Source organism: Burkholderia sp. ABCPW 14 (assembly GCF_001523835.1).
Classification (GTDB): Bacteria; Pseudomonadota; Gammaproteobacteria; order Burkholderiales; family Burkholderiaceae; genus Burkholderia; species Burkholderia mayonis.
In genome coordinates, this window is record NZ_LOVS01000018.1 from 1 (window position 1) to 21,523 (window position 21,523).

At 62.2% G+C, this 21,523-nt stretch carries 21 protein-coding genes and 2 pseudogenes; 10 read left to right on the plus strand and 13 right to left on the minus strand.

Annotated features, from left to right (window positions below; translation table 11 throughout):
- A partial coding sequence (locus WS62_RS03555) for a hypothetical protein (protein ID WP_231748177.1) occupies window positions 1–380 on the plus strand: 380 nt, incomplete at its 5' end.
- 6 nt (window positions 381–386) lie between these two features.
- On the opposite strand, the gene WS62_RS03560 is transcribed toward WS62_RS03555, so the two are convergent.
- The 3 genes from WS62_RS03560 to WS62_RS03570 form a co-directional block, all read right to left on the minus strand.
- Window positions 387–839, minus strand: coding sequence for a hypothetical protein (locus WS62_RS03560; protein ID WP_152641057.1), 453 nt, complete (start codon window positions 837–839; stop codon window positions 387–389).
- Between the two features lie 186 nt (window positions 840–1,025).
- Entirely contained in the window at window positions 1,026–1,946 is a 921-nt protein-coding gene (locus WS62_RS03565) for a nucleotidyl transferase AbiEii/AbiGii toxin family protein (protein WP_066567812.1), read from the minus strand.
- Window positions 1,939–2,697 carry a type IV toxin-antitoxin system AbiEi family antitoxin domain-containing protein gene (locus WS62_RS03570; protein WP_066567815.1) on the minus strand — a complete coding sequence of 253 codons (759 nt, stop codon included), beginning with the start codon at window positions 2,695–2,697 and terminating at the stop codon, window positions 1,939–1,941. The genes WS62_RS03565 and WS62_RS03570 overlap by 8 nt, the downstream gene beginning before the upstream one ends.
- 202 nt (window positions 2,698–2,899) lie before the next feature.
- Between WS62_RS03570 and WS62_RS32435 the strand changes: the two genes are divergently transcribed.
- Window positions 2,900–3,268, plus strand: a complete 369-nt coding sequence (locus WS62_RS32435; protein WP_043294120.1) for a DUF3742 family protein — start codon at window positions 2,900–2,902, stop codon at window positions 3,266–3,268.
- A gap of 9 nt (window positions 3,269–3,277) precedes the next feature.
- Here WS62_RS32435 and WS62_RS03580 read toward each other — a convergent pair whose 3' ends face one another.
- The 10 genes and pseudogenes from WS62_RS03580 to WS62_RS03625 all read right to left on the minus strand — a co-directional run bounded on the left by WS62_RS03580 (window position 3,278) and on the right by WS62_RS03625 (window position 13,504).
- A complete protein-coding gene (locus WS62_RS03580; protein WP_066567817.1) occupies window positions 3,278–4,783 on the minus strand; it encodes a conjugal transfer protein TraG N-terminal domain-containing protein in 1,506 nt (501 codons plus the stop codon).
- A gap of 12 nt (window positions 4,784–4,795) precedes the next feature.
- Window positions 4,796–5,137: a hypothetical protein gene (locus WS62_RS03585; RefSeq protein WP_043294205.1), complete on the minus strand. Its 342-nt coding sequence runs from the start codon at window positions 5,135–5,137 to the stop codon at window positions 4,796–4,798.
- A 2-nt stretch (window positions 5,138–5,139) separates the two neighbouring features.
- Entirely contained in the window at window positions 5,140–6,555 is a 1,416-nt protein-coding gene (locus WS62_RS03590) for an integrating conjugative element protein (RefSeq protein WP_411448950.1), read from the minus strand.
- A gap of 6 nt (window positions 6,556–6,561) precedes the next feature.
- Window positions 6,562–7,502, minus strand: a pseudogene (locus WS62_RS03595) (TIGR03756 family integrating conjugative element protein).
- Complete coding sequence (locus tag WS62_RS03600) at window positions 7,499–7,900, minus strand: TIGR03757 family integrating conjugative element protein (RefSeq protein ID WP_066567862.1); 402 nt, start codon at window positions 7,898–7,900, stop codon at window positions 7,499–7,501. The pseudogene WS62_RS03595 and the gene WS62_RS03600 overlap by 4 nt, the downstream one beginning before the upstream one ends.
- A 169-nt stretch (window positions 7,901–8,069) precedes the next feature.
- Window positions 8,070–8,849: a hypothetical protein gene (locus WS62_RS35865; RefSeq protein WP_152641058.1), complete on the minus strand. Its 780-nt coding sequence runs from the start codon at window positions 8,847–8,849 to the stop codon at window positions 8,070–8,072.
- Between the two features lie 148 nt (window positions 8,850–8,997).
- A complete protein-coding gene (locus WS62_RS03605) occupies window positions 8,998–10,014 on the minus strand; it encodes an AAA family ATPase (RefSeq protein WP_066567824.1) in 1,017 nt (338 codons plus the stop codon).
- Window positions 9,999–11,609, minus strand: a complete 1,611-nt coding sequence (locus tag WS62_RS03610; RefSeq protein ID WP_066567826.1) for an ATP-dependent nuclease — start codon at window positions 11,607–11,609, stop codon at window positions 9,999–10,001. The genes WS62_RS03605 and WS62_RS03610 overlap by 16 nt, the downstream gene beginning before the upstream one ends.
- A gap of 118 nt (window positions 11,610–11,727) precedes the next feature.
- Window positions 11,728–12,012, minus strand: a complete 285-nt coding sequence (locus tag WS62_RS03615) for a hypothetical protein (RefSeq protein WP_156440848.1) — start codon at window positions 12,010–12,012, stop codon at window positions 11,728–11,730.
- A 541-nt stretch (window positions 12,013–12,553) separates the two neighbouring features.
- Window positions 12,554–13,504: a LysR substrate-binding domain-containing protein gene (locus tag WS62_RS03625; protein ID WP_066567837.1), complete on the minus strand. Its 951-nt coding sequence runs from the start codon at window positions 13,502–13,504 to the stop codon at window positions 12,554–12,556.
- 108 nt (window positions 13,505–13,612) lie between these two features.
- Between WS62_RS03625 and WS62_RS03630 the strand changes: the two genes are divergently transcribed.
- From WS62_RS03630 to WS62_RS03665, 8 genes and pseudogenes are all read left to right on the plus strand, one after another.
- Window positions 13,613–14,686 carry an ABC transporter substrate-binding protein gene (locus WS62_RS03630; RefSeq protein ID WP_066567843.1) on the plus strand — a complete coding sequence of 358 codons (1,074 nt, stop codon included), beginning with the start codon at window positions 13,613–13,615 and terminating at the stop codon, window positions 14,684–14,686.
- Window positions 14,687–14,761: 75 nt separating this feature from the next.
- Entirely contained in the window at window positions 14,762–15,832 is a 1,071-nt protein-coding gene (locus WS62_RS03635; RefSeq protein ID WP_066567845.1) for an ABC transporter ATP-binding protein, read from the plus strand.
- Entirely contained in the window at window positions 15,825–16,721 is an 897-nt protein-coding gene (locus WS62_RS03640; protein WP_066567849.1) for an ABC transporter permease, read from the plus strand. Before WS62_RS03635 ends, WS62_RS03640 begins: the two co-directional genes overlap by 8 nt.
- Entirely contained in the window at window positions 16,718–17,512 is a 795-nt protein-coding gene (locus WS62_RS03645) for an ABC transporter permease (RefSeq protein ID WP_066567852.1), read from the plus strand. The genes WS62_RS03640 and WS62_RS03645 overlap by 4 nt, the downstream gene beginning before the upstream one ends.
- Window positions 17,509–17,811, plus strand: coding sequence for a (2Fe-2S)-binding protein (locus tag WS62_RS03650; protein ID WP_066567854.1), 303 nt, complete (start codon window positions 17,509–17,511; stop codon window positions 17,809–17,811). The genes WS62_RS03645 and WS62_RS03650 overlap by 4 nt, the downstream gene beginning before the upstream one ends.
- The gene (locus WS62_RS03655; RefSeq protein ID WP_066567856.1) at window positions 17,798–19,189 is read left to right on the plus strand and encodes an FAD/NAD(P)-dependent oxidoreductase; all 1,392 of its coding nucleotides are present in this window, start codon (window positions 17,798–17,800) and stop codon (window positions 19,187–19,189) included. Before WS62_RS03650 ends, WS62_RS03655 begins: the two co-directional genes overlap by 14 nt.
- On the plus strand, window positions 19,186–20,364 hold the full coding sequence (locus WS62_RS03660) for an NAD(P)/FAD-dependent oxidoreductase (protein ID WP_066567859.1): 1,179 nt from the start codon (window positions 19,186–19,188) through the stop codon (window positions 20,362–20,364). Before WS62_RS03655 ends, WS62_RS03660 begins: the two co-directional genes overlap by 4 nt.
- A 141-nt stretch (window positions 20,365–20,505) precedes the next feature.
- Window positions 20,506–21,396, plus strand: a pseudogene (locus WS62_RS03665) (porin); the annotation flags it as partial.
- Between the last annotated feature and the right edge of the window lie 127 nt (window positions 21,397–21,523).

A 21,523-nucleotide genomic window follows, 5' to 3' on the forward strand; every position in this document is an offset into this window, starting at 1 on the left:
CGCGCCCCGCGTCAATATCCCGCTTCCGACAGGTTCGTCGCTCCTGCAACGTCGATTTTGAAACTTGTGTCATGCCGCCGTTACGTGACGCCGCCGGAAAAGCGCGGATTTTGACCGCCATCGACAAAGGTCAGCATGACGACGACCGCATTGCGAATGCCGTCGTGCGGTCAACTGAACGCAAGCAGATTGCAACGAAGCTCGGCGCCAGCGTACTGGACGTCGACCAACTACACGCGCATGCGCGCATCTTCGACGGCACATTGCACGAACGCGCGATGAAGAACGGTGTCCGCATGACCATCCTGCTTTACGACGTGCGGCAGGATGTCGAGGGCTCCGGGGGTGAACCGGAGCCGCTGCGCTTGTGGGTCCACTGAACCCTCTTACGGACCACCGCCGCCACCGCAGTTATACGGGTCCTGGCAGATCGTTGCGACCGTGAACACGGTCGTGCCGTTGCTCTGAGGCGTCGCTGTGACCGTAGTCGTGCTATCGCGAAAAACGGTCTGCGTGGCGTTCGACGTTGGCGCAGCATCCGTGCGTACGCTGGACGCGTCGGTGCCTACGGGCAATACCACGGAAGTCCCGCCCGCCGTGCCAACGGCGGCATGCACGATCCCGTTCAGATCGTTGATCTGAACGTACTTGATGCCATTCAAGCGAAACACGTAAACGTGCCAGTGGGGACTGCGGCTTTGATCCGTGGCATTGGGCCAGGATTGCCCCAAGCCCGTGGCAGGCGTGATGGTCTGTGCGAATGCGGCAGAGGTCATGCCGAGCGCCATGCATCCAGCCAGCGCGAGCTTGCGTGAAAGGCTTCCGTGAGTACAGGACATGCGCTTCCCCTTCTTGGTGGAATGGTAGTTGCCTACCGGGAGCGCAGACTGTACCAGGGGGCATGTTGAGGCTGATATCACTCGTCTCAGCGTTTTCGTTAGCCACGATGGCAAAGATCGATGCCGATCACGATGCTTCACGTTCGCTACACATTTTTTGCGCGCTGATGTCGTTTTCGCTCGATCTCAATGGCGGGCAAAAGCGGCTTCGAGTTCCTCGACATGTTGCGCGAAGACGGCAGGGCGCCGTTGACGAAAGGTGTCGAGATTCGCGAGCTTCCAGCGAAGCGCGGGCAGATCGGCAACGTGAGGAACAGCGAGGAAAGACCAGTCCGGCTCACCGCGAGCCAGGCCAAGAAGGAATTGTCGTTGGGCGGGCGTCAGGTGCGCCGGCAGTTCCTGTCGCAGCCGCTCGCGGGTTTCCAGCAGGGTGTCCAGGCTGCAAGGTACCTCGGTCATGCCGACGAAGCCGCTGTCGTAGTCCCGCGTGATGCTCTTGTCGCGGCCAAACAGCACTTCATGGATGGGTCGATTGTGGCCAGCGAGATATACAACAAAGCACTCGATCATGCCCTCGGTCAGCCCGCCCGATTGATAAAGTTGCCAGACATCGAACAGATCACGCGGGTGCTGGCGATCGAGGGCCGCAACGAGTTTGCCGCCATAGAGTTCATCGGGCGCGAGCACGGGCAACTCCAGTTCCGTTGCGAATTGCTCGGTCGTTCGCGCACACAACGCGCGCCGTTCGATGGGCAGGACGCTGCCGCGAAAGACGGTGTTGACTTCGATCTTGACCTGGTTGGTTTCGTTTTCGACGATGAGCTTGGTATCGCTGAGATCCTTGCTACCGACAAGGCGCGTGCGCAGTCCTTGCGGAGCCAGCCGTTGTTCGATGGCAGCCAGTTCCCGTTGAATGGCCGCGAGCGCTTCGTCGCGCAGCGTTTGCCGAGGCACATAGACGACATCGATGTCGACGGACAGACGCGGCATGTTCTGCACGAACAGGTTGATGGCGGTGCCACCCTTCATCGCGAAGAGATCGTTGGCAAAGACGTCCGGTGCGATGCGCAGCAGCAGCCGGACGGTGTCGGCAAAGAATTTATCCATGGGGTTTCAGTACGAGCAGCGTGCCGTCGGGAAGCCGGCTCATCCAACGCCGGTCGCTACCGGTGGGAAGCTGGAACTGTGCAAGCAATGCATCGACATCGAGCAGGTGGGTCTCGCGCGCCCAGGTCAGACACAGCCGAACGGTTTTCACGTTGGTACAGCAGGCGAGCAACTGGCCGAGCAGTTCCTTGCGCGGACTGCGCAGGCCTTCGAATACTGCATGGGCGTCCTCCAGTCCTTCGCGAACGCCCACGTCATACAGGAGTTCGAGCACCGCGCGTTCGGGGACTGCGACCTGAACGTCGTCCGGCACATCGGGCGGCGTGACAAGCGTTCGGGTGGCGAGGGAGGGATCGGGCCAGTCGAACAGACGCGCGTACACGTAGCGCGCTGGAAAACGGCTGGTGAACCATGTCGGCAGCACGAAACGCTCATCGCCCCACAGCACCAGGGTTTCTCGCCGCCCGAGCTGGTGCCGCACTCCCTGCCAGGCGAGGGCCGTCTTGCCGCCGACGTGCAAGCCAGCAACACGCTGCTGCAGGAACCGGAGCGTGGCGTGGAGATTGAAATCATCGTTGGGAAAGGCGTACACCCCCGCTGCCAGTCGAACCAGCCAGCCGCTGCTCACGTACCGGGCGGCGAGCTGGTTCGACACCCCGAGCTGGTTCAGCGCAGCGAGATCGAACGGCGCACCGCGGGGTACGTCGGTCTGCAGGCGCTTGATTAGTTGATGTCGTGGAAGTCGCTCCATGAGCGAATTCTACGACAGATTCTAATCGAATGGGCACCGGTTGATTGAAAGTTGACGAAAAAATCCAAGGAAACTATATTTTCATGACGGAATCTAATCATACTGTCGAGAGCCAGTCACGCGCCGTTCCAGTTCATAACCTATGATGAAACGGCGGGTTCTACCCACGGCGGAACGACCCCATTCCTGGAGGCAAACCACCATGACCACCCCATCGAGACCGTCTTGGGCTCACCGGTTCGGTGAGTGGGCTGGGCAAACGTGGCGCTGGCTGGCGCGACAGGATCGTCGCGCCTTGGCATGGCTGACCATGCAGGGATTGCCCGTCGGCGCAGCGAAAATGGTGTCGTGGGCTGTGAAGCTGCTTGTGCTCGTCGCTGTGTTCTACGCGGCGTTCTGGTTGGTGCTTTTGCTCGCATTCCTTGCGATAGCAGGATTGGCTGCTAGCCATATGGACGGGAGTCGGCGAGAGGAATCGCCGCTCAGCGATGGATCTGATCACAAGAAGAACCTGTTTTACGATCCGATCAACTACAACGATGATCCCGATCCGCGTTTTGACGACAAGTGATCGGGATGATCACTTGAGTGCCTTCATTGCCATGTCGGAGCCTTTCGAGCCGGCTTGACCGGCTGATTTGGTTCCTTCAGCCAAGCCTTGAAGAGCTCCTCCTGCACGTACGCCAACCCATGCCAGCGACGTAACCCAAAACGCAGGCAAGATGAGAAACATCGTTGCCATCACGAAGTTCAACAACATATCGCCCATCGCGTTGTTGAGACCCATCAGCGGATTGAAGGTCTCATGCGGCGAGCCGTGCCCATAGAGCGCATCGAGAATCGTGCTGTCGACCCAGCGCGCGAGTTGGAACCAGAAGTCCACGAAGAACAATGCGAATTCGACGCAGCTCGCGGTGACGACGGCCTTGAGGTCGTAGGTGCCGAGTACGAGGACGAGCGGCAGGCAGATCACGAACGCCATCTTCAGGAACGACAGCACCATCGGCAATGCCTGGCGCACGACGTCCATCGCCGGGAAGAACCCTAACGAGCCGACCGTGAGGCCCACGTCACCTGCGCCACGCGTCACGGCATTCGGCAAGGTCTTGCCGATCTGTCCACCGTAATCCGTGTAGACCTGTCCCTGGCTGAGCACCTGCTGACGCGGTGCGACGATCGTGCGAATCACATCGTCGTCAACCTGATTCTGGCTCAGGAAGCCGGCCCATTGCCCGATCTTGGTCAGCAGATCGGGATCGACCTGTTGCAGTAGTCGCGCACGGAGACCGATGCCGCTATCGGACCACCATTGCCTGCAGGTCGGATAGCCACCACCGGACGCGACCTGGGCGAGTCCGGCATCTCGTGTCGCATCATATGGCCACGCGGTGCGTGGGGTGCTCGAATGATATTTGTCGTAGTAGCCCGCTGTATTCACGAAATAGCTCGAACCGATCCAGTTCACATCATCCATCTGCGCGTCGTTCAACGTGGGCCGATTCATGAAAAGCTTCGCCCGCGCTGGCCCGTAACAGTCGTGCGTAAAGTCCGCCACTTCCTGCGTAAGCACCGGATCGTTGATGCGTGTGCTGTCGATGTCCATGCGGATCTGCTGCAGGTCCACGCCGCAGGGAATCGATGCGACGGCGGCGCCGGTGATCGCTTTCGATAGCGCGTGCATGAAGAACCACCACACTGGCACGCGGGCGCTCTGGTTGTTGAGCGTCGTGAAGACCGTATTCCAACCGGTATCGGTCGGCTTCGGCGCATCAACTTGGCATTGCTGCGAACGCGTCTGATCGAACTGGAGCGTGCTAAGAGTGACGGGGATAAAGGGCATGCCCGCGAATAGGATCACGACAATCGCGACATACACCCGGTTCTCGATGCGCAGCGCCGACAACACGCCCTTGTTGCCTTCGTCCGCGCCTTCGCCACGTGCGCGCAGCCATTCCTGTATCACGATGGCGGCGAAGGGCAGGGCAAACAGGCCGCTGGCCACCAGGACGTTCCAGATGCCGTTGTGAACGAGCCAACCCACCAGGGTGAGGTAATACTCGAGGTAATCGGTGGTGGTGAGCGTCATGGCATGTCTCGCTCAAACCGGATCGCGCAGAGCGACGATTTCCGTCAGGACGATGGCAAGCACGGCGGCGATTTCGGCACGCGTCAGTCGGTGCCGTGCGTCAGGCGAACCATCGCGTTGGCGGACGCGCGTGCGCATCCACCACCAGCCGCGCAGGATCGCTACGTAGAGTGCGAGCCGCCAGAGCCTGAACATCCACGCATGCACGTGCAACCAGCGCTGCCAGGCGGCGATGTTGCCCACGATACGGATGCCAACCGCGTGGATGGCAATCATCACGACCGTTATCGCAAGCAACATCGCCAGTGCGGTGACGAGTGAGCGGCCAATACGTGGCCAGCGGCGTGTTCGCATGATCACGGTCCCGTACTCTTCAAGCTGTTCGCGGGTTTTTGCAACCGGTCGAGCCGGTTCGGTACCGTATCGCCTTGGAAGATGCCCCGCGATCCTTCGCCCCGCGTGTATTGCCGCGCCACGATCCACGCGGTGGCGTTGCCTGCGAGTTCGCGTCGCAAGTCCAGTTCGGTCTTGAGGTTGGTGATCTCCCGTTCCAGCGTGTCGTTGTTCTGCGTGATCGCCTGTTCGGCCAACTGGTTCGCGGCGACGTTCGGTTCCTTGCTGCCGGTGAGCAGCGTGCGCTGGAGCAGCAGGGCTTTTTCCAGCACGCTGGAAAGCGCGACTTCCGAAGCGAGACGTTGCGTCAGTACCGACTGATCGGGTTCATCGCGCAGCGCTTCGATCACGCCACGCGTGATCGGCAACGCATCGCTGCCGGCCACCTGCAGGTTGTCGGGTGTCGTGGCCTTGGTGCCCGAGATCAAATCCTGCAGCGCTTTCAGCTTCGTGTCGTATTCCTCCTGGATCAGCGGTGTGAGGCCGACACCCGGCGTGGATTGCGTGCTCGTGCAATCGTCACACGTGCGTTCCTCCTGCTCGCCCAGCACACGCGTTGCCCATGTCGCTGCGGCATCGGGCGAGCTCCAGGTGGTGCAGGTGAGGCGATTGCCACAGGTACCCGCGTCGATGGACGAGGTGTCGGTGATGGCGCGGCCATTGAGCAGGTTGTAGCCCGCCCGTGTGACATCGCCGACAACCTTGATCGACGACTGGCCGGCACCGCCCGCGTTGCCACCGCCGACCCACGGGACGCCCGCATTGCCGCGTTGGCTTTCGGCCTGCTCGGTCGCGGCCACGGCATCTTGCGTGTTTGAGACGGCCGTCTTGAGTGCCTGGCCCTGCGCGAGTTGGTCCCACCCGAGCGTGCCGTCGGCGAGATCGGCCATCTTGTTTGCCATGGCGCGACACGTGGCTTTCGAGCGATCGAAGTCGAGCCGGGCCTGCAGGATGCCGTTGGTGAGTAGGTTGTAGAGTCCCGGATCGGCGCGCTGGATGATCAACGCCGGCAACGAGGCGACCGCGCTGGTGGCGTTCTGGATCACCTGGCTCATGATGGTCTGAAAGCCGTTGGTGATGCCGTTCAACTGGTTCTGCAGCGTGTCCGACAGGCTGAGGTTGCCGCAGATCAGGTTGTTGTTCCAGCCGAGGCCGACGCCGAGACTTTGCATGTTCGCGCTCGGGCTCATCGCGACGGCGCTACCGCCACCGATCGTGTAGAGCACATCATCGCCCAGCACGCTGCCGGATGTACCGATCGACGGATTATTCTGTCCGATGGCATCGCTGGTCAGTGTGATGGCGAGCGCCAGTGTTGCACCGAAAGCAATCGCGCGCGGAGAGGCAATACGACGGAGAGACATGGACTGCTGATTCATTGGTGATCACTCCACGTCGGTGCTGCCGAGAAAGATCTGGCCCATGCGTTTGCAGCACGCGTAGGGGCGCCATAACGTCCAGGCGTAACCGCCGTCAGTGGCTTGCGTCGCGGGCAGTGCGTTGGGAAACACCGCACAGGTCATCGACAGTTGCGGAACCAGGGCTGCCATTTACCGGTGCGGATGTCGCTTTCGACCAACGCGCCGGCTGGCCAGTAACCGTCGTAGGGTTGAGCGAGCAGCGGCTGATAAACGTGCGGCTGGCCGGAGCGCGTGACGATATCGCCCGCGCGCTGCGCGACCACGGCGGCGCTCTTGAAGTCGTCGACCTGATGCAGAAAGCCCTCGCGCGGATAGACATTTCCCCACAGATCGACGCTCATGCGGCTCCCGATTTCACGCACACCAGGTGTCAGCGATTCGGGATAAACGCTCTCGGGGATGCCGTAACGCCACGCGATCGTATCGAAGGTGCTGAGCAGGTACGGATTGAACGGCACACTGGCACCGGAACACGTCACGCCGAACTGGCTGGCGAAACGGCTGAAGGCCGCCATGCCCGGATGCCCGATCACGTCGGCATTCTTGAAGACCGCGAGATTGTTTTCGTGGGTTTGGTTCGTCGTGCCGTTACCGCCGCCTTGCGCGAAGGGCAGTGGTGCGCTCATCAAGGAGACTTCGGCCCATGGATTGCTGCCGGTTTGACTGTAGCTCGATACAACGGCATCCGGCACGTAATGGCGTACTTTCACGGAGGTCTGGACAGTGCAGCCGAAAGTCGAACACGAGAGCCAATAGCAAATACCGACCATGCGCCATGCGAGACAATCGGGTGATAGCACCGATGTAATGAGCGTGGCGGTGTCGATCGCGAGCGCGGAAACCGTTGTGCCGAGCAGTCCGATCGCTGTGCTCCACCGTACCCCGTGACGCAGCGAGGGCTTCACGGATGCGCCTCGCGATACGCTTGAACGCGTGCCACCGCATGCGGCACATCCGTGTCGCCGTAGACCACGTAATGCCGATCGACAATCACGGCGGGGACCGTCGTGACGCCAAGATTCCACGCGGCCACTACGCCTTGATAGGCTGCGGCGAGTTGCTGTGCCAACTTACCATCGCCATCCTTGAGGCGCTGCTGGACCACTCTCGCGGCCTGGTGTGGGTCGGCGGGCAAGCCGACAGCTAGCGTGGCCTCGACTCGCGACGGAGCATCCAACTCGATCACCCGTGCATCGTCGGCGTGATGCACGGAATGGAGATGGTCAGTGACGACCACGGTCTCGAAGGCAAAGGTCGCCGTGCAAAGAGGCATCGCAATCAGGAACCCGATGGTCGTGCGCATGACCGATGGGGGCGACAGACGGGTGACGCGCATGTGGAGAGGCCGGGAAGCGAAGTCGAGCCGTTAGTGAACAGGAACGATGCACATCCGGACAGCAAAGAATAGGAAGCCGTCCGGGACCGATTTGTTCACGCGCGCGCACAGGCAAATTGCCTGCATCCGAGCTACATCATGAAGGTTTAGCCCATTTGGCGCGCAGATGGGGATGGCGCGCGTAGACGGTTCCCGCAATGACAGGGTCTCGTGGATCGAGCACCTCGTACCGCTCGGCGACAAATCCGATGAATCGAAGGAGCCCAGGGCTTTCGGCGAGCATCATAGGGGTGTAGCAGGAGGACTTCAGAAAATTCGTCTCAAAGCCCGGCACACCCGAGGACCTGATGGTGTCGATCACGAACTGCGAGCAGAAGTAGCGTCGACGTCCATGAGACGCCCAGTCGTGTGACCGACTCGACCATGTCGGATCATGATCCGGCCACTTCCATACACGTCGTTGGTGGTGCCATTGTCGTAGCGGCGCGAGCAAAGCGCCGAGTCGCGAGTAGGGCGTCCCCGCATCGACCACACGGCGTGCGAAGCGGCGTGCCGCTTCGATCGATCCGCTCGGCAGCAGTGCAGGTTGTTCGTAGACGACGATGTAGCGATAGCGTGCGCGAAACACATCGAGAGGACACGCTTGTACGCCGGATGCTCCGGCCTCGAACACCTTCAGGTGACCAGGCTCGTCGTCGCACAGGACGATGCCTACATGGACATAGGGACCCGAGGAGCCGTGCTCGATCAGAGCGCGGATTTTTCGTGTCGTTTTCAGGCCACGCTGTTCCGAGGTGCCGACGCCAAATACCAGCATGCCTTCAGTCAGATCGTCCAGACGAAGCAGTGCAGGCGGATCGCCGATCCATATGCCGCCCGTCATGCGCTGATCGGTCTCGCGCAGCAGGGCGTCCATCGGACGGCTGATGTATCGGGTGTAGCGGCGGAGACGTTGGCGAAATTGTCGTTGCATGAGATTCGGACGGGTTGTCGGGGAGGCTCGAAGCGGAGTGACTGGTCTATGAGAAGGCACTGTCGGTCCGCGAGTCATGGTGCCGTGGCGATCAATCGAAGAAGGTGTGCGGAACCAGGTACACGTTTCCACGCGACCGCGACAACGCGACGTAAAGCTTGTTGAGCGTGGACGGGGGCAGCTTGTGCAACTCCTGTTTTCGATAGCGGCCGAGCGTCGTTTTGTTCAGAACGACGCAGATGTCATCGTAGTGGTCTTCGCCTTTGGACGCGCCCCAGTTTTGGGAGTGGCATCCATAGTGGTAGTGCTTGCTGTAGAAGAGTTTCACGATATCGGGGTCGGCGCGTAAGGCGTTGGCCTGCTCTTGGCTGTCGACGAATAGGATTTGGACTGAACGTGTCGACGACGTTTGCATGGGGATGCCGAGCTTTTCGGTGATGAAGTCGCATACGGCCGGACTGCACCGTCGGCTCTTTGCCAGTGTTTCGATATCGACGGCGATCCCGGCGTCTCGGAATTGCTGTACATACCGATCGAAGTCATCGTAAAGGCTGCCGCGCGTGGCACCGTCCCGGCTTGTGTCGTAGGTATGTTGCCGAAAGTCGCCGACCATCAGCATGGTGACGTTCGCCTTGGCAAGGTCTAGGAGAAGGTTGAAATCATTACCAGCAAAGTCTTGGACTTCGTCCACGCAGACGACATCGAAGAAGCGCTCGATGCGGGCCAGTACGTCTCCCAGAAAATGGCTGCTGGAAAGCCACTTCGCGGCACGCCCGGCGAAGAGGCGACCACTCGCGTCGATGTAGTAGCCGGGCTGCGTTTGTTTGAACCGACCACGCGGCGGTTCATCGTCGAAATTGACGCCTCGGGTCTTGATCTTCAGTCCGGCAATCGGGCGGAAACAGTACGAGTACAGAAAGGTGAAATACGTCATCGCCGAAACGTTCGGCGGAAGGCAACCATACTTGTTGATGATCTTTCGACGCAGGTTCTGCAGGTTTTGCTCGGTATAGGTCAGGACGAGAAAGCGACGGTGTCCATCGATTTCGTCAACGATTCGGGTCGTCTTACCGGCGCCTGCGACCGCAAGAATTACTGTCTTATCCAAGTCATCGCCTCGCACAGGTAGTCAGGTACCTTGAGCTCGCTACCCTTGGCTTCCAACAGGGCCAGGGCCGCTTCGGCCTTGTTGGAAAGCATGTAGTCCTGCACGCTCAGCGTTCGGCGTTTTTCCTTGAACAGTCCGTCGCAGAGGGCGGTGTTGTCCTGATAGAGGCATATCTCGAAGGTGGATCGGTCCTTTCGCGAATCGGCAAAAACTTTGATATGGTCTTCTGCGAAGTCTTCGTAGTTGATGACACAGTTTTTCTGGTAGTCGCCGTCATTGTCGCGTACTACGGCGGTCCTGATATTTAGGATCTTGGCGAGCGCGAGATAGCGCTTGAAACTGGTGCCGCCCACTGCGATCACGTGGACCCCGTCCTTTTCGAGCGTCGATGCCGTGCAGGTTCGGTACAGCTCAGACATCAGAATGAATTCCGCGTCGCCCTCGACCAGGATGACGTTCCGCGACATGACGAACTCGAGTACGTTGTGATCCGGTGCCTTACAAAAGAACGCAGCGGTGGGTTCGTCGAGCTGGTCGAGCGTGACATGGTTTCCGCGTTGATCGAGCAGGATGGCCTTGCGAAGGTCTAGGCGGGAACAGATCAGGCTGCTATGCGTCGAGACGAACTGCTGCTTGCCCGCTGACTTTGCGATCCCATCGACGAGTGCACGCATGTTGACGTGACTGAGGTGGTTTTCGGGTTCCTCCAGGAGGAGGACATCGAGTCCTCGCTTACCGGTGCCGCGCTGTAGAGCAAATTGTGTCTTGATCAGACTCTGCTGGCCGCGTCCCTTGCTTTCGATCGGCATGTCGTCCTTGACGAGTACCAGGTCACTTTCAAGATTCGACCGGGGGGAGCTGCGGACCCAGAACTTGACGTCGAGCTTGTCATTGAGCCCGGTCAGATGTTCCGTCCAGAAGCTGCGTTTGGCCTGCCGATAGCTGTTCTCATGGCTGGCACGTTCGCTGGCGGTGGCGTGCGTCTGATAAAGCTTGCGCGTATATTCACGATGCGCGTAGTCGGTATTGATCAGCGCGCTATCAAGAAGCAAATGCTCCAGGTACCTGCGATGGCCGTTGTAGGGCTGACCGCCGAACGTCACAAACTTGATCGAATAGAACTCGAACGGAAAGTTACCTTCCGGCTGCCGCAAGACTTGTGCGATTTCGTTGCCATAGTCGTCCGACGGCTCGCAGGTAAAGCGCAGGCCAAACGTATCTTCGTGGAGCGAATTGCAACGGCCGTGAGCCTCCCAGTCCGTAAGCTCGGAAAGAAAGATTTCCACGGCGAGAACGGGCAAGTCGGCGGCGGATTTCTTTCCCGTCAAAAATTGATCGACGGCCTGTTTGCGTAGGAGCGCCTCGATACCGAGCGCTTCGACCTTGCTGCGGCTGCCGCTCAGGGCGAGGTCCATCGCGAGAAGGATGGTGCTCTTGCCTGCTTCGTTATCGCCGACCAGTACGTTGAGGTCGGGCTGAAATGCGAGCGTCAGCTTGTCGAATTTCTTGAAGTTCGACAAGACGATTTTTTTGATTCGACATGGCGCCTCGGTGATCGTTGATTCCGCGTGCGCTTCCCCTGCGACAGTATCCATCTGTCTGATCCCCCGTTTATAAGCCAATGATAGCTGCGGCCGGCATTTGCGCACATCGTAGTCGACCAACCCCACGTTTTGCGAAAATGCCCGACACCAGTCATCCTTGCACTGCGAGCTAGTAACCAGCGGTACGGGCAATCAAAAGGTTGCCAAACTGTTCCGCAGCTACCTTGAGCTGTTCTTGGATTTTCTCATGCTGTTGATCGCCAGCCCTTACCACAGGATTTCGAATCAGCAGCCGCTCTTGCCAGTCCAATTCTGAGATGTCGGTTGTGGCATCGGATAGCGCGTTTTCAAAGAAAACGGCTGCGACGTTGTACCCTTTTCGACGTCCAAAACGAAGCAAGTCCTGCACATCTTGCATATCGTTAACGCCAGCGTGCGTGGCAACGATCGTCACGTCGGCATCGACGACAAGCGTGTTGACATAGTTTTCGACCGTACCATTCTCGCTCCGCTTTTCTTGGTACGAACGGTTTGCGCAGAAGAGCGTCGCGAAGTTGCGTGGTGCTCGTGGATGCTATACGTGGAAGACGGTGTCACGGGGAAGCCTGGTGTAGAAGCTGTCGCAGAGATAGGCGATCAGGTGTCGTTGAAAGCTGGTCTTGCCACTATCGTTATTCCCGATCAAGACGAATAGCCAGCGTGACAACAGCGGCTGAGAGGTTTGGGGCAGGTCTCGTTTCTTCACGTCGTTCCCTCGTTCGTTGCGGTTCTATGTTGTTCTTGCCCAAGCCAGTGAATAGCATCGTTCTTCGCTCGGTGTTTTATGCCGTCGAGTTATCCCATCGGTGCCGCCGCCGTACTATAGCGACCGTCCGTTAAAGCGATAGCGCATGACGGCATGTCACTGATCGTTTGGAATACGATCAAACAGTCCCATCGCCTCCACTTCGGCGGTTATGTCATCTTCGCCAAGCCCGAATGGCGTTGTGTTGTCATCACAGTGAAGCGGGCCTATCGCATCGGGCTTCACGCGCGTTTGCGACCTCACGCAGCAGGCTCTGCAGCGTGCTTTTCACGGTATCCAAGCATTGCTGAGCCAGCACCGAGGTCGCAAGTCCGGACGGAAACACAGTATCGACTACGAACGGCACATCGGCATCGAACCGCGCGAGCACGATCCCTCCGGCGCGCCAGGCATCAAGCGCCGACAGCGGATCGACGATCGCCACACCCGCGCCGTGGGCGACCAGCGAACAGACGGCGGCCGCGGAACCGGCCTCGATCACGATTCGACGTGCCACATGATCAGCCCGGAACACGTCATCGATGAGATGGCGAAACGCCGACTCCCGTCCCAACGATACGAACCGCTCACCGTCGAGATCCTTCGGGCGGATCACCGCTTGGCCCGCCAGTCGATGCGCGGCCGACAGCACGCATACGCCTTGCATCCGTTCGAACGGTGTCAACGTGACACCGGCACTGACCGGCGTCGCGGTCGCAAACCCCACATCGGCTTGACGATTGGCGATCCACTCGGCGACGTAGGTCGATGCGCTGATGTTGAAATCCACGGTGACCTCGGGCCGCTCGCGCAGGAACGCGCCGACGGCACGCGGTAGCACGCTCAGTCCGAACGCGGGCATCGCGACGATGCGCAGGTGACCGCCTTGCCCTTGTGCGAGACGACGCGCATCGCGCGTCACTTCTTCCAGCGCGGCGAAGGTCTTGTCGACCCGCTGAAACAGGCTATGCGCCTCCGGCCGCGGCACGAGCCGTTGCCGCACGCGATCGAACAGGGTGAGGCCCGTGCGGTACTCCAGTTCCGCGAGCAGTTTGCTGACGGTGGGCTGCGTCAGATGCAGCAGGTCCGCCGCGCCCGTGACCGAGCCGGTGAGGATGACCGCGCGAAAGGCTTCCAGTTGCCGAACACTGACCGAGGACATGGTAGTTCATAGATTTTTGGCATGAATTGTCGCATTTTTCGACTTTGACGCGATCGTTTTTGGCTTCTTATGCTCTGATTTCCATAGCTTTTTCTGTCAGAGAAGATCATGCGCAAGGAGGCAAGGAAGCCGCGTCGCGCGTACTGTCGCCGGTGGTTCGTGGCGATCGGTGCGCTCGCCGTCATCGGGTGGCAAGGCGTTGCAGCGGCGGCACCGACGTTGGTCGTCGCCGGTTACGGCGGCTCATCCGAAACAATGTTTCGCACGCAGGTGCTTGCGCCGTTCGCGCAGGCGCACGGTGTGTCGATCACCTATGTGGCCGGGACGTCGGCCACCAACCTGGCGCGCCTGCAGGCGCAGCGCGCGCATCCGCAAATCGATGTGGCGGTGCTCGACGATGGTCCGATGCAGCAAGCCGTCACGATGGGCCTGTGCCAACCGCTCACGCCGTCCCCCGTGTATGCGGACCTCTACAACATCGCCAAGGTCAACGGCGAAGGGAAGTCCGTGGGCATCGGCATCGTCGCCACGGGCTTGGCGTACAACACTAAGGTCTTCGCCGAGCAGCGTTGGAAGCCGCCCACGTCGTGGACGGCGCTGGGCGATCCCCGCTTTCATCGGCGCGTGCTGGTGCCCTCGATCAGCAACACCTACGGCCTGCAGACGCTGCTGGCCGTGGCGCGTGTCGAGGGTGGCGACGCGCAGCACATCGATCCGGGGTTCGCGTACATGGCTCGGCACGTTGCACCTTCGGTGCTGAGCTTCGAAACCGCCTCCGGCACGATCTCCGAACTCTTTCAGACCGGCGCGGTGGTGCTGGGCGTGTGGGGCAGTGGCCGCACGCTAGCGTTGGCACGCACCGGCTTTCCGGTCGCGTTCGTTGCGCCGAAGGAGGGCGCGCAGGCGCTGCTCACGACCGCGTGCGTCGTCAACGGCAGCGCGCACGCCGCACTCGCCCAGACGCTGGTGCAAGACCTGGTCTCTCCGCGCGTGCAGCGCATCCTGGCCGCGCAAGCCGGTTGGGGACCCACCAACCAAACCGTGACGCTCGATCCCGTGGTGGCGACAACCGTCGTGTACGGCGCCGACGCCGTGGCGCATCTCGTCCCCGTCGACTGGAAAACCGTCAATGCCCAACGTGCGGTCTGGACCGCGCGCTGGATGCGCGAGATCGAACGCTGATTGCCCACGCGCGGGCCAACCGGCCGATGACGTTCGCGGACGCGGGCGGTGTCGGCATGCTTTGCGATAACCATCATGGCTTTTCTTGAACTTCAGGCGCTGTCCAAGCGCTACCCGCACGCGACCGCGGTGGATGACGTGTCGCTCGCGGTGGAACGTGGCGAGTTCCTCTCGCTGCTCGGGCCTTCCGGTTGCGGCAAGACCACGACGCTGCAAATGATCGCCGGTTTCATCGCGCCCACGTCCGGCACGATCCGGCTCGATGGGCGCGACCTCGGCGGTACGAAGCCGAGCGCACGGGGCCTGGGTGTCGTGTTCCAGTCGTACGCGCTCTTTCCGCACATGACCGTGGGCGAGAACATCGCCTTCGGCCTGGAAACCCGGCGTGTCCCGGCATCCGGGCGCGCACGCCGCGTCACGCACGCCCTCGATCTCGTGCGCTTGGGAAGCCTGCGCGATCGCTATCCCGCGCAGCTCTCCGGCGGCCAGCGTCAGCGCGTGGCGTTGGCGCGTGCGCTGGTGATCGAGCCGCCCGTCCTGCTGCTTGATGAGCCGCTGTCCAACCTCGACGCGAAACTGCGCGAGGACATGCAGGTGGAACTGCGCCGCATCCAGCGCACGGTCGCCACGACCACGATCATGGTCACGCACGATCAGGCCGAGGCGATGGCGATGAGCGATCGCATCGCGGTGATGCATGCCGGATGCCTCGAACAGGTGGGTCCACCACGGCAGGTCTACGATCGTCCAAGCACCGCGTTCGTCGCGACGTTCCTCGGCAAAACCAATCTCTTCGATGCGCAGCTCGAAGCCGGCGCGAACGGTGCGGCCATCGTCGCCACACGCGGGCACCGGTTCCCGATCATACCGGTGGCCTCCGCGGCGGGACCGATTCGCGTCAGCCTGCGTCCGGAGAAGATCGCGCTGATTCCCGGTCCCCTCGGCGCGGCGGCCAGCGACCTGACCGGCACCGTGCGCATGCGTCTCTTTGGTGGGGATCACTGGCTCTATGAAGTCGAGAGTCCCTTGGGCACCTTGCTCGCCCGTTGCCAGAACGGCGCGGCACCGATCGAAGAAGGGCAGTGCGTCGGTCTGCACTGGCAGCCGGAGGACCTGCGCATCGTCGAAGGAGGTTCCCATGCATGACGCGTCTCGTCGTTGGCCGGCGTATGCGCTGAGCGCGCCGGCACTGGTGTTCTACGGAGGTCTGCTCGCCGTGCCGCTCGCGGCCACGCTACTGCTGAGTCTGCGGGTGGCCGATGCCGCGCGTGCAACGTGGGTGGGGCTCGGCGGCATGAACTACGTCGCCGTCCTCGGCGACCCGTATTTCCACACCATTTTCGCGCGCACGTTCGTGCTCGCCGCAACCGTGACGGGCGCGTGCGTGGTGCTCGGCACGTGGGAGGCGATCATCCTCTCGCGCATGCGCGCACCGTGGCGTGGCCTGTGCCTCGTCGCGATCCTTGCGCCGTTCCTCATTTCAGTCGTGGTGCGCACGCTGGGCTGGGCGGTGTTGCTCGGTGGCGACGGGCTCATCAGCCAAGCACTGCAAGTGATGGGCCTCGCGGACGGTCCCGTGGTGCTGATGTATTCGATGACCGGCATGGTTATCGCCCTCGTGCATGTGCTGGTGCCGTTCGTGGTGATCGCGGTGTGGGTCGCCTTGCAGCGCTGCGATCCGGATGTCGAACGGGCCGGTGCCTCGCTTGGTGCGAGCGAGTGGTGGATCTTCCGGCGCCTGGTGTTGCCGCAGATCGTGCCCGGCATTGCCTCGGGCGCGGTGGTCGTGTTCTCGCTCGCCGCCACCTCGTTCGCGACGCCCGCGATCATCGGCGGACGACGCCTCAAAGTCGTGGCCACCGCGATCTACGACGCGTTCCTCGGCACGATGGACTGGCCGCAAGGCGCGGCGCTCGCGCTCGCCCTATTGGTGGCGAACCTCGCCATCCTCGTTGCATGGCAACGCCTCGGCGAGCGACGCGGTACGCGATCGCATCGCCCTATGCCGGTGACGATGGAGGAGGTCACGCCATGAGAAAGAACGGACTGCTGGCGCTCGGTTTCCACGCGCTCTTCCTGCTGTTTCTCGCCGCACCGCTGATCGTCATCGTGCTGGTGTCCTTCACCGCGAAGGGGTATCTGGCGATGCCGTTCGATGGCGCCTCGCTGCGTTGGTATCGCGCGCTGCTGCGCGTGCCGGAATTCGTCACGGCCTTGCGCACCAGTCTCGGTTTGGGCGTCACCTCGGCCAGCCTTGCCCTGCTGCTCGCCGTACCGGCCGCGTTGGCGCTGACGCGCGGGGCGTTTCCCGGACGTACCGCCATCCACGGCGTGCTGATGTCGCCGTTGTTGATCCCGCACATCGTGCTGGGCGTGGCGTTCCTACGCTTCTTCACCGATCTGGGCCTCAACGGCCGCTTCGCGAGCCTGGTCGTGGCGCACACCCTCATCGTGCTGCCGTATGCGTTGCGGTTGTGCCTCACGTCGGCGGGCGATCTCGATCATGCGCTCGAACAGGCGGCGATGTCGTTGGGGGCGTCCACCTGGACCGTGTTCCGGCGCATCACGCTGCGGCTGCTGGTGCCGGGACTGGCGAGTGGATGGCTGCTCGCCTTCATCCACAGCTTCGACGAGTTGACGATGAGCGTATTCATTGCCTCGCCCACGCTGACGCCGTTGCCAGTGCGTCTGTACCTGCGCATCGAGGATTCCATCGATCCCACCGTGGCGGCCATCTCGACGTTGCTGATCATCGGGGCGCTGATGCTGATCCTCGTGATCGATCGCCTGATCGGGCTGGAACGTCTCTTTGCGGGGTCACGATGAGCGCGCCGCTGTTTTCGACACCGACCGCGGCGACGCGGACGGTCACGATCCTCGTGGATGGCGTACCCGTCGCGGTCCCCGACGGTTTCACCGTGGCCGCCGCTTTGCTCACCGTGCAGCGGCCGACTCCGTGGCGACGCTCGGCCGTGTCGCACGGGCCGCGCGCACCGTATTGCCTGATGGGTGTGTGCTTCGAGTGCGTTGCCGAGATCGACGGTCAACCGGGATGCCGCACGTGTCTGACGCCGGTGCGTGCTGGCATGCGCATCACGTTGGGAGGCCCGCATGACCGCGTATGACCTGGTGATCGTTGGCGCGGGACCGGCCGGCATGGGTGCGGCGGTGGCGGCGCGCGAGTGGCATCTCTCGGTGCTGGTGCTCGACGAGCAACCCGCACCGGGCGGGCAAATCTATCGCGGCATCGAGCAGCACGCCGAGCGCCATGCGCGGCTCGATCCCGGTTCCGCGAGCGGCAAGGAACTCGCGACGCGGTTTCGTGCGTGCGGCGTCGATTATCGGCCCGGTGCGTCGGTGTGGTGGGTGGCGGCGGACGGCGAGGTGGCGTTTTCGGTGGACGGGTGCGCGCATCGCGTGCGCGGCCGTCGTCTCCTGCTCGCCACCGGGGCGATGGAACGCCCGTGGCCGCTGCCCGGTTGGACCTTGCCCGGCGTGATGACGGCGGGCGCCGCGCAAATCCTCATGAAGACCACGGGCCTCGTGCATCGCGAGCCGGTGTTCGCGGGCTCCGGTCCCTTGCTGTACCTCGTCGCCCTGCAGTATCGGCGTGCGGGGGTACCGGTGCGTGCGGTGTTGGACACCACACCGTTCGCGCACTACGTGCAGGCCGTCCGACATCTGCCGGGGGCGCTGCGCGCGCCCGCGTACCTGCGTCGCGGCCTCGGCTTGCTGTGGCACCTACGCCGCGCCGGAACACCGGTGTTCACCGGCGTGCGCGATCTGCGCGCGCTCGGTCGCGACACGGTGGAAGCGGTTGAATTCCAGCATCGGGGACGGCGTCGTCGAATGGACGGCGTGACAGGATTGTTCCTGCATCAAGGCGTCGTGCCGCATATCCATGCCGCGCTCGCCGCGGGCTGTGAACGCCGCTGGGATGCCCGCACGGCCTGCTGGCACCTCGTGACCGATGCGTATGGGCGAACCTCGCAGCCGCACGTGTTCGTCGCAGGCGATGCGGCGGCGATCACCGGCGCGGCCTCGGCGCCGACACGCGGTGGCCTGGCGGTGCTCGCGATCGCGCATGACCTCGGCACCGTGGGCGAAGACACGTTCGCCGCGACGAGCCGGCGTTTGCAGCGTGATCTCGCGCGCGACGCGGCGGTGCGGCCGTTCCTCGACACGCTGTATCGCCCCGCCGACGAGTGCCTCGTGCCGACGGACGACGACACGATGATCTGCCGCTGCGAGGAGGTGCGAGTGCGCGACGGGCAGCACGTCATCGACGGCGGAAGCCGCGATCCCAATCAGGTGAAAAGCACCCTGCGTTGCGGGATGGGACCGTGTCAGGGGCGACTCTGTGCGCTGACGCTCGCGAATCTTATGGCGGATGCGGCGTACGGCGAGGCGATACCGTTGCCGCTGCGCCAGCGTCCTCCCGTCGTGCCGGTGCCGCTGGGTGAACTCGCGGGACTGCTCGATGAGCCGGAGTCAACGCGATGACCCGAACGACGGATGTGGTGGTGATCGGCGGCGGCCTGATCGGTTGTTCGACCGCCTTGCACCTGGCGCGGCGCGGCATCACCGTGCGTGTGATCGAGAAGGATTACGTGGCACGGCATGCGTCGGGCGTGAACGCCGGCGGCGTCCGCACGCTCGGACGCGCGCTGCCCGAATTGCCGCTGTCGATCGCAGCCAAACGACTGTGGCTAACCTTGCCCGATCTCGTGGAAAGTGACGGCGGCTTCAAAGCGGTGGGGCAGATCCGCGTTGCCGAAAACGCGGAACAACTCGAACGTTTGCGCACGCGTAGCCGCACCGTCGCGGCCTTGAGACTCGACTACCGCGAACGCGTGATCGAGGTCGATGAACTCTACGACCGCTTGCCGGCACTGGCCCCGCACTGCGTGGGCGGCTTGTTGGTGGAGGACGATGGCTATGCGTTGCCGTATCCGACCACGCTCGCGTTTCAGCGTCAGGCTGAGCGCTGCGGGGCGCTGATCCATCAAGGTGTGATCGCGGCGAACCCGACGTATGCGCAGGGACAGTGGACGGTACGCACCTCGGACGGTGGGCGTTATCGCGCCGACACGTTGGTCAATACGGCCGGTGCCTGGGGCGGTCGGTTGGCCGCGGCGCTCGGGGATGCCGTGCCGCTGCAGCCCAACGGCTCGATGCTGATGGTGACGGCGCGCATGGCGCCGTTCGTGGGACCGGTGGTGGGCGCAGCCGGCCGGTCACTGTCGTTCAAGCAATTTCCCAACGGCACCGTGCTGATCGGCGGCGGTCATCGTGCGGCGGTCGATCTCGAGTCGAACGGCACGTCGCTCGCGCTCGAGGGGCTGGCACAGGCCGCCCGCACGGCGATCGATCTCTTTCCCGTGATGCGCACCGCACGCGCCGTGCGTTTTTGGTCGGGCATCGAAGGGTTTTTGCCCGATGGATTGCCGGTGATTGGGCCGAGCCGTGCCTCGCCGTCGGCGTTCCACGCATTCGGGTTTTCGGCACACGGTTTTCAGCTCGGACCGATCGTCGGGCAGCTCCTGGCGGAGCTCATCAGCGAGGGACGTGCGTCGTTGCCTATCGAGGCGTTTCGCGTTGATCGCTTCGACGAAGCGAGCACCTATGAAAAGGGACACGGCACGATGCCACCCGGCATGACCGGCGCGGCTGCGTAACGCCGCAGCGTTCGCACGGATGGACGCCAGCACGGCGCGAATACCTATCGATTAGGTATGCGAATGACAGGAGATCGCGCCACGCGTATCGCGGCGCGACGAACGGTTCATCAACCACCTCATTACGGGGACATCACCACCATGAAACACGGACGTTTCATCGTGGCGGGCAGCGCATTGTCGTTGCTTGCCTCCAGCGCCATGGCGCAAAGCACAGTAACGTTGTACGGCATTATCGACGCGGGCATCTCGTACACCCACAACGTCAAGGGCGGTTCGCTGTGGCAGGAGAGTTCCGGCAAGCTCGGCGGTAATCGCTGGGGCGTCAAAGGCTATGAGGACCTCGGTAGTGGGCTTTCGGCCATCTTCACGCTCGAAAGCGGCTTTTATTCGACCAACGGCACGCTCGGGCAAGGCGGGCGCGAATTTGGACGGCAGGCTTTCGTGGGGCTCGCCAAGCGGGACGTCGGCGCACTGACCTTCGGTCGCCAGTACGATCCGCTGGCCGATCTTGTGGCACCGTATTTCGGGTCCGGCTTCTGGATACCGTCCACGCACGTCGGCGACAACGACAACCTCGACCAGTCGTTCCGTATCAACAACGCGGTGAAATTCCGCTCTGACGCATTCGCTGGTTGGCGCTTCGATGCGCTCTACGGCTTCAGCAACCAGGCGTCTGGCAGCGGATCACAGGGCTTCGCGAACAACAGCGCATGGGCACTTGCCATCAACACCACCCAGGGTCCAGTATCGATCGGCGGTGGCTACATGCAGTTGAATCACCCGAACGCCATCAGCAATACGAGTGGTGCCGTGGGTGGTGCGTCCTCGACGACGGGGGATGATTACAGCTCGGGATTTTTCTATGGGATTGACGGTGGCGTGGCACGCCAACGCATCGCCGCAGTCGGCGGTAATGTCGTGTGGGGACCGGCGACCGTGGGACTCGGCGTCAGTCACGTGCAACTCGACTACAACGATGGCGCGACGCGCAAGCTCACCAACGTCGATGCCAACCTGCGCTACCGGCTTAGAAGCTGTTGCGAAATTAAGTTTCGGGTCTGTTAACTTTTCCGACTTGGTGTTAACTTCCTGTCTTGTTTTGCCTGACAGGAAGCGATGCCTAAAGAACTTGTAGACGACGAATTGTGGTCACTCA

Bases quoted from the DNA above. Each gene is read 5' to 3' on its own strand.
- WS62_RS03650 (WP_066567854.1), top strand. From the start codon at position 17,509: ATGAGCGCGCCGCTGTTTTCGACACCGACCGCGGCGACGCGGACGGTC.
- WS62_RS03580 (WP_066567817.1), bottom strand. From the start codon at position 4,783: ATGACGCTCACCACCACCGATTACCTCGAGTATTACCTCACCCTGGTG.
- WS62_RS03610 (WP_066567826.1), bottom strand. From the start codon at position 11,609: ATGGATACTGTCGCAGGGGAAGCGCACGCGGAATCAACGATCACCGAG.
- WS62_RS35865 (WP_152641058.1), bottom strand. From the start codon at position 8,849: ATGGACGCCCTGCTGCGCGAGACCGATCAGCGCATGACGGGCGGCATA.
- WS62_RS03560 (WP_152641057.1), bottom strand. From the start codon at position 839: ATGTCCTGTACTCACGGAAGCCTTTCACGCAAGCTCGCGCTGGCTGGA.
- WS62_RS03570 (WP_066567815.1), bottom strand. From the start codon at position 2,697: ATGGAGCGACTTCCACGACATCAACTAATCAAGCGCCTGCAGACCGAC.
- WS62_RS03600 (WP_066567862.1), bottom strand. From the start codon at position 7,900: ATGCGCACGACCATCGGGTTCCTGATTGCGATGCCTCTTTGCACGGCG.
- WS62_RS03640 (WP_066567849.1), top strand. From the start codon at position 15,825: ATGCATGACGCGTCTCGTCGTTGGCCGGCGTATGCGCTGAGCGCGCCG.
- WS62_RS03655 (WP_066567856.1), top strand. From the start codon at position 17,798: ATGACCGCGTATGACCTGGTGATCGTTGGCGCGGGACCGGCCGGCATG.
- WS62_RS03635 (WP_066567845.1), top strand. From the start codon at position 14,762: ATGGCTTTTCTTGAACTTCAGGCGCTGTCCAAGCGCTACCCGCACGCG.
- WS62_RS32435 (WP_043294120.1), top strand. From the start codon at position 2,900: ATGACCACCCCATCGAGACCGTCTTGGGCTCACCGGTTCGGTGAGTGG.
- WS62_RS03660 (WP_066567859.1), top strand. From the start codon at position 19,186: ATGACCCGAACGACGGATGTGGTGGTGATCGGCGGCGGCCTGATCGGT.
- WS62_RS03630 (WP_066567843.1), top strand. From the start codon at position 13,613: ATGCGCAAGGAGGCAAGGAAGCCGCGTCGCGCGTACTGTCGCCGGTGG.
- WS62_RS03645 (WP_066567852.1), top strand. From the start codon at position 16,718: ATGAGAAAGAACGGACTGCTGGCGCTCGGTTTCCACGCGCTCTTCCTG.
- WS62_RS03590 (WP_411448950.1), bottom strand. From the start codon at position 6,555: ATGAATCAGCAGTCCATGTCTCTCCGTCGTATTGCCTCTCCGCGCGCG.
- WS62_RS03585 (WP_043294205.1), bottom strand. From the start codon at position 5,137: ATGCGAACACGCCGCTGGCCACGTATTGGCCGCTCACTCGTCACCGCA.
- WS62_RS03565 (WP_066567812.1), bottom strand. From the start codon at position 1,946: ATGGATAAATTCTTTGCCGACACCGTCCGGCTGCTGCTGCGCATCGCA.
- WS62_RS03625 (WP_066567837.1), bottom strand. From the start codon at position 13,504: ATGTCCTCGGTCAGTGTTCGGCAACTGGAAGCCTTTCGCGCGGTCATC.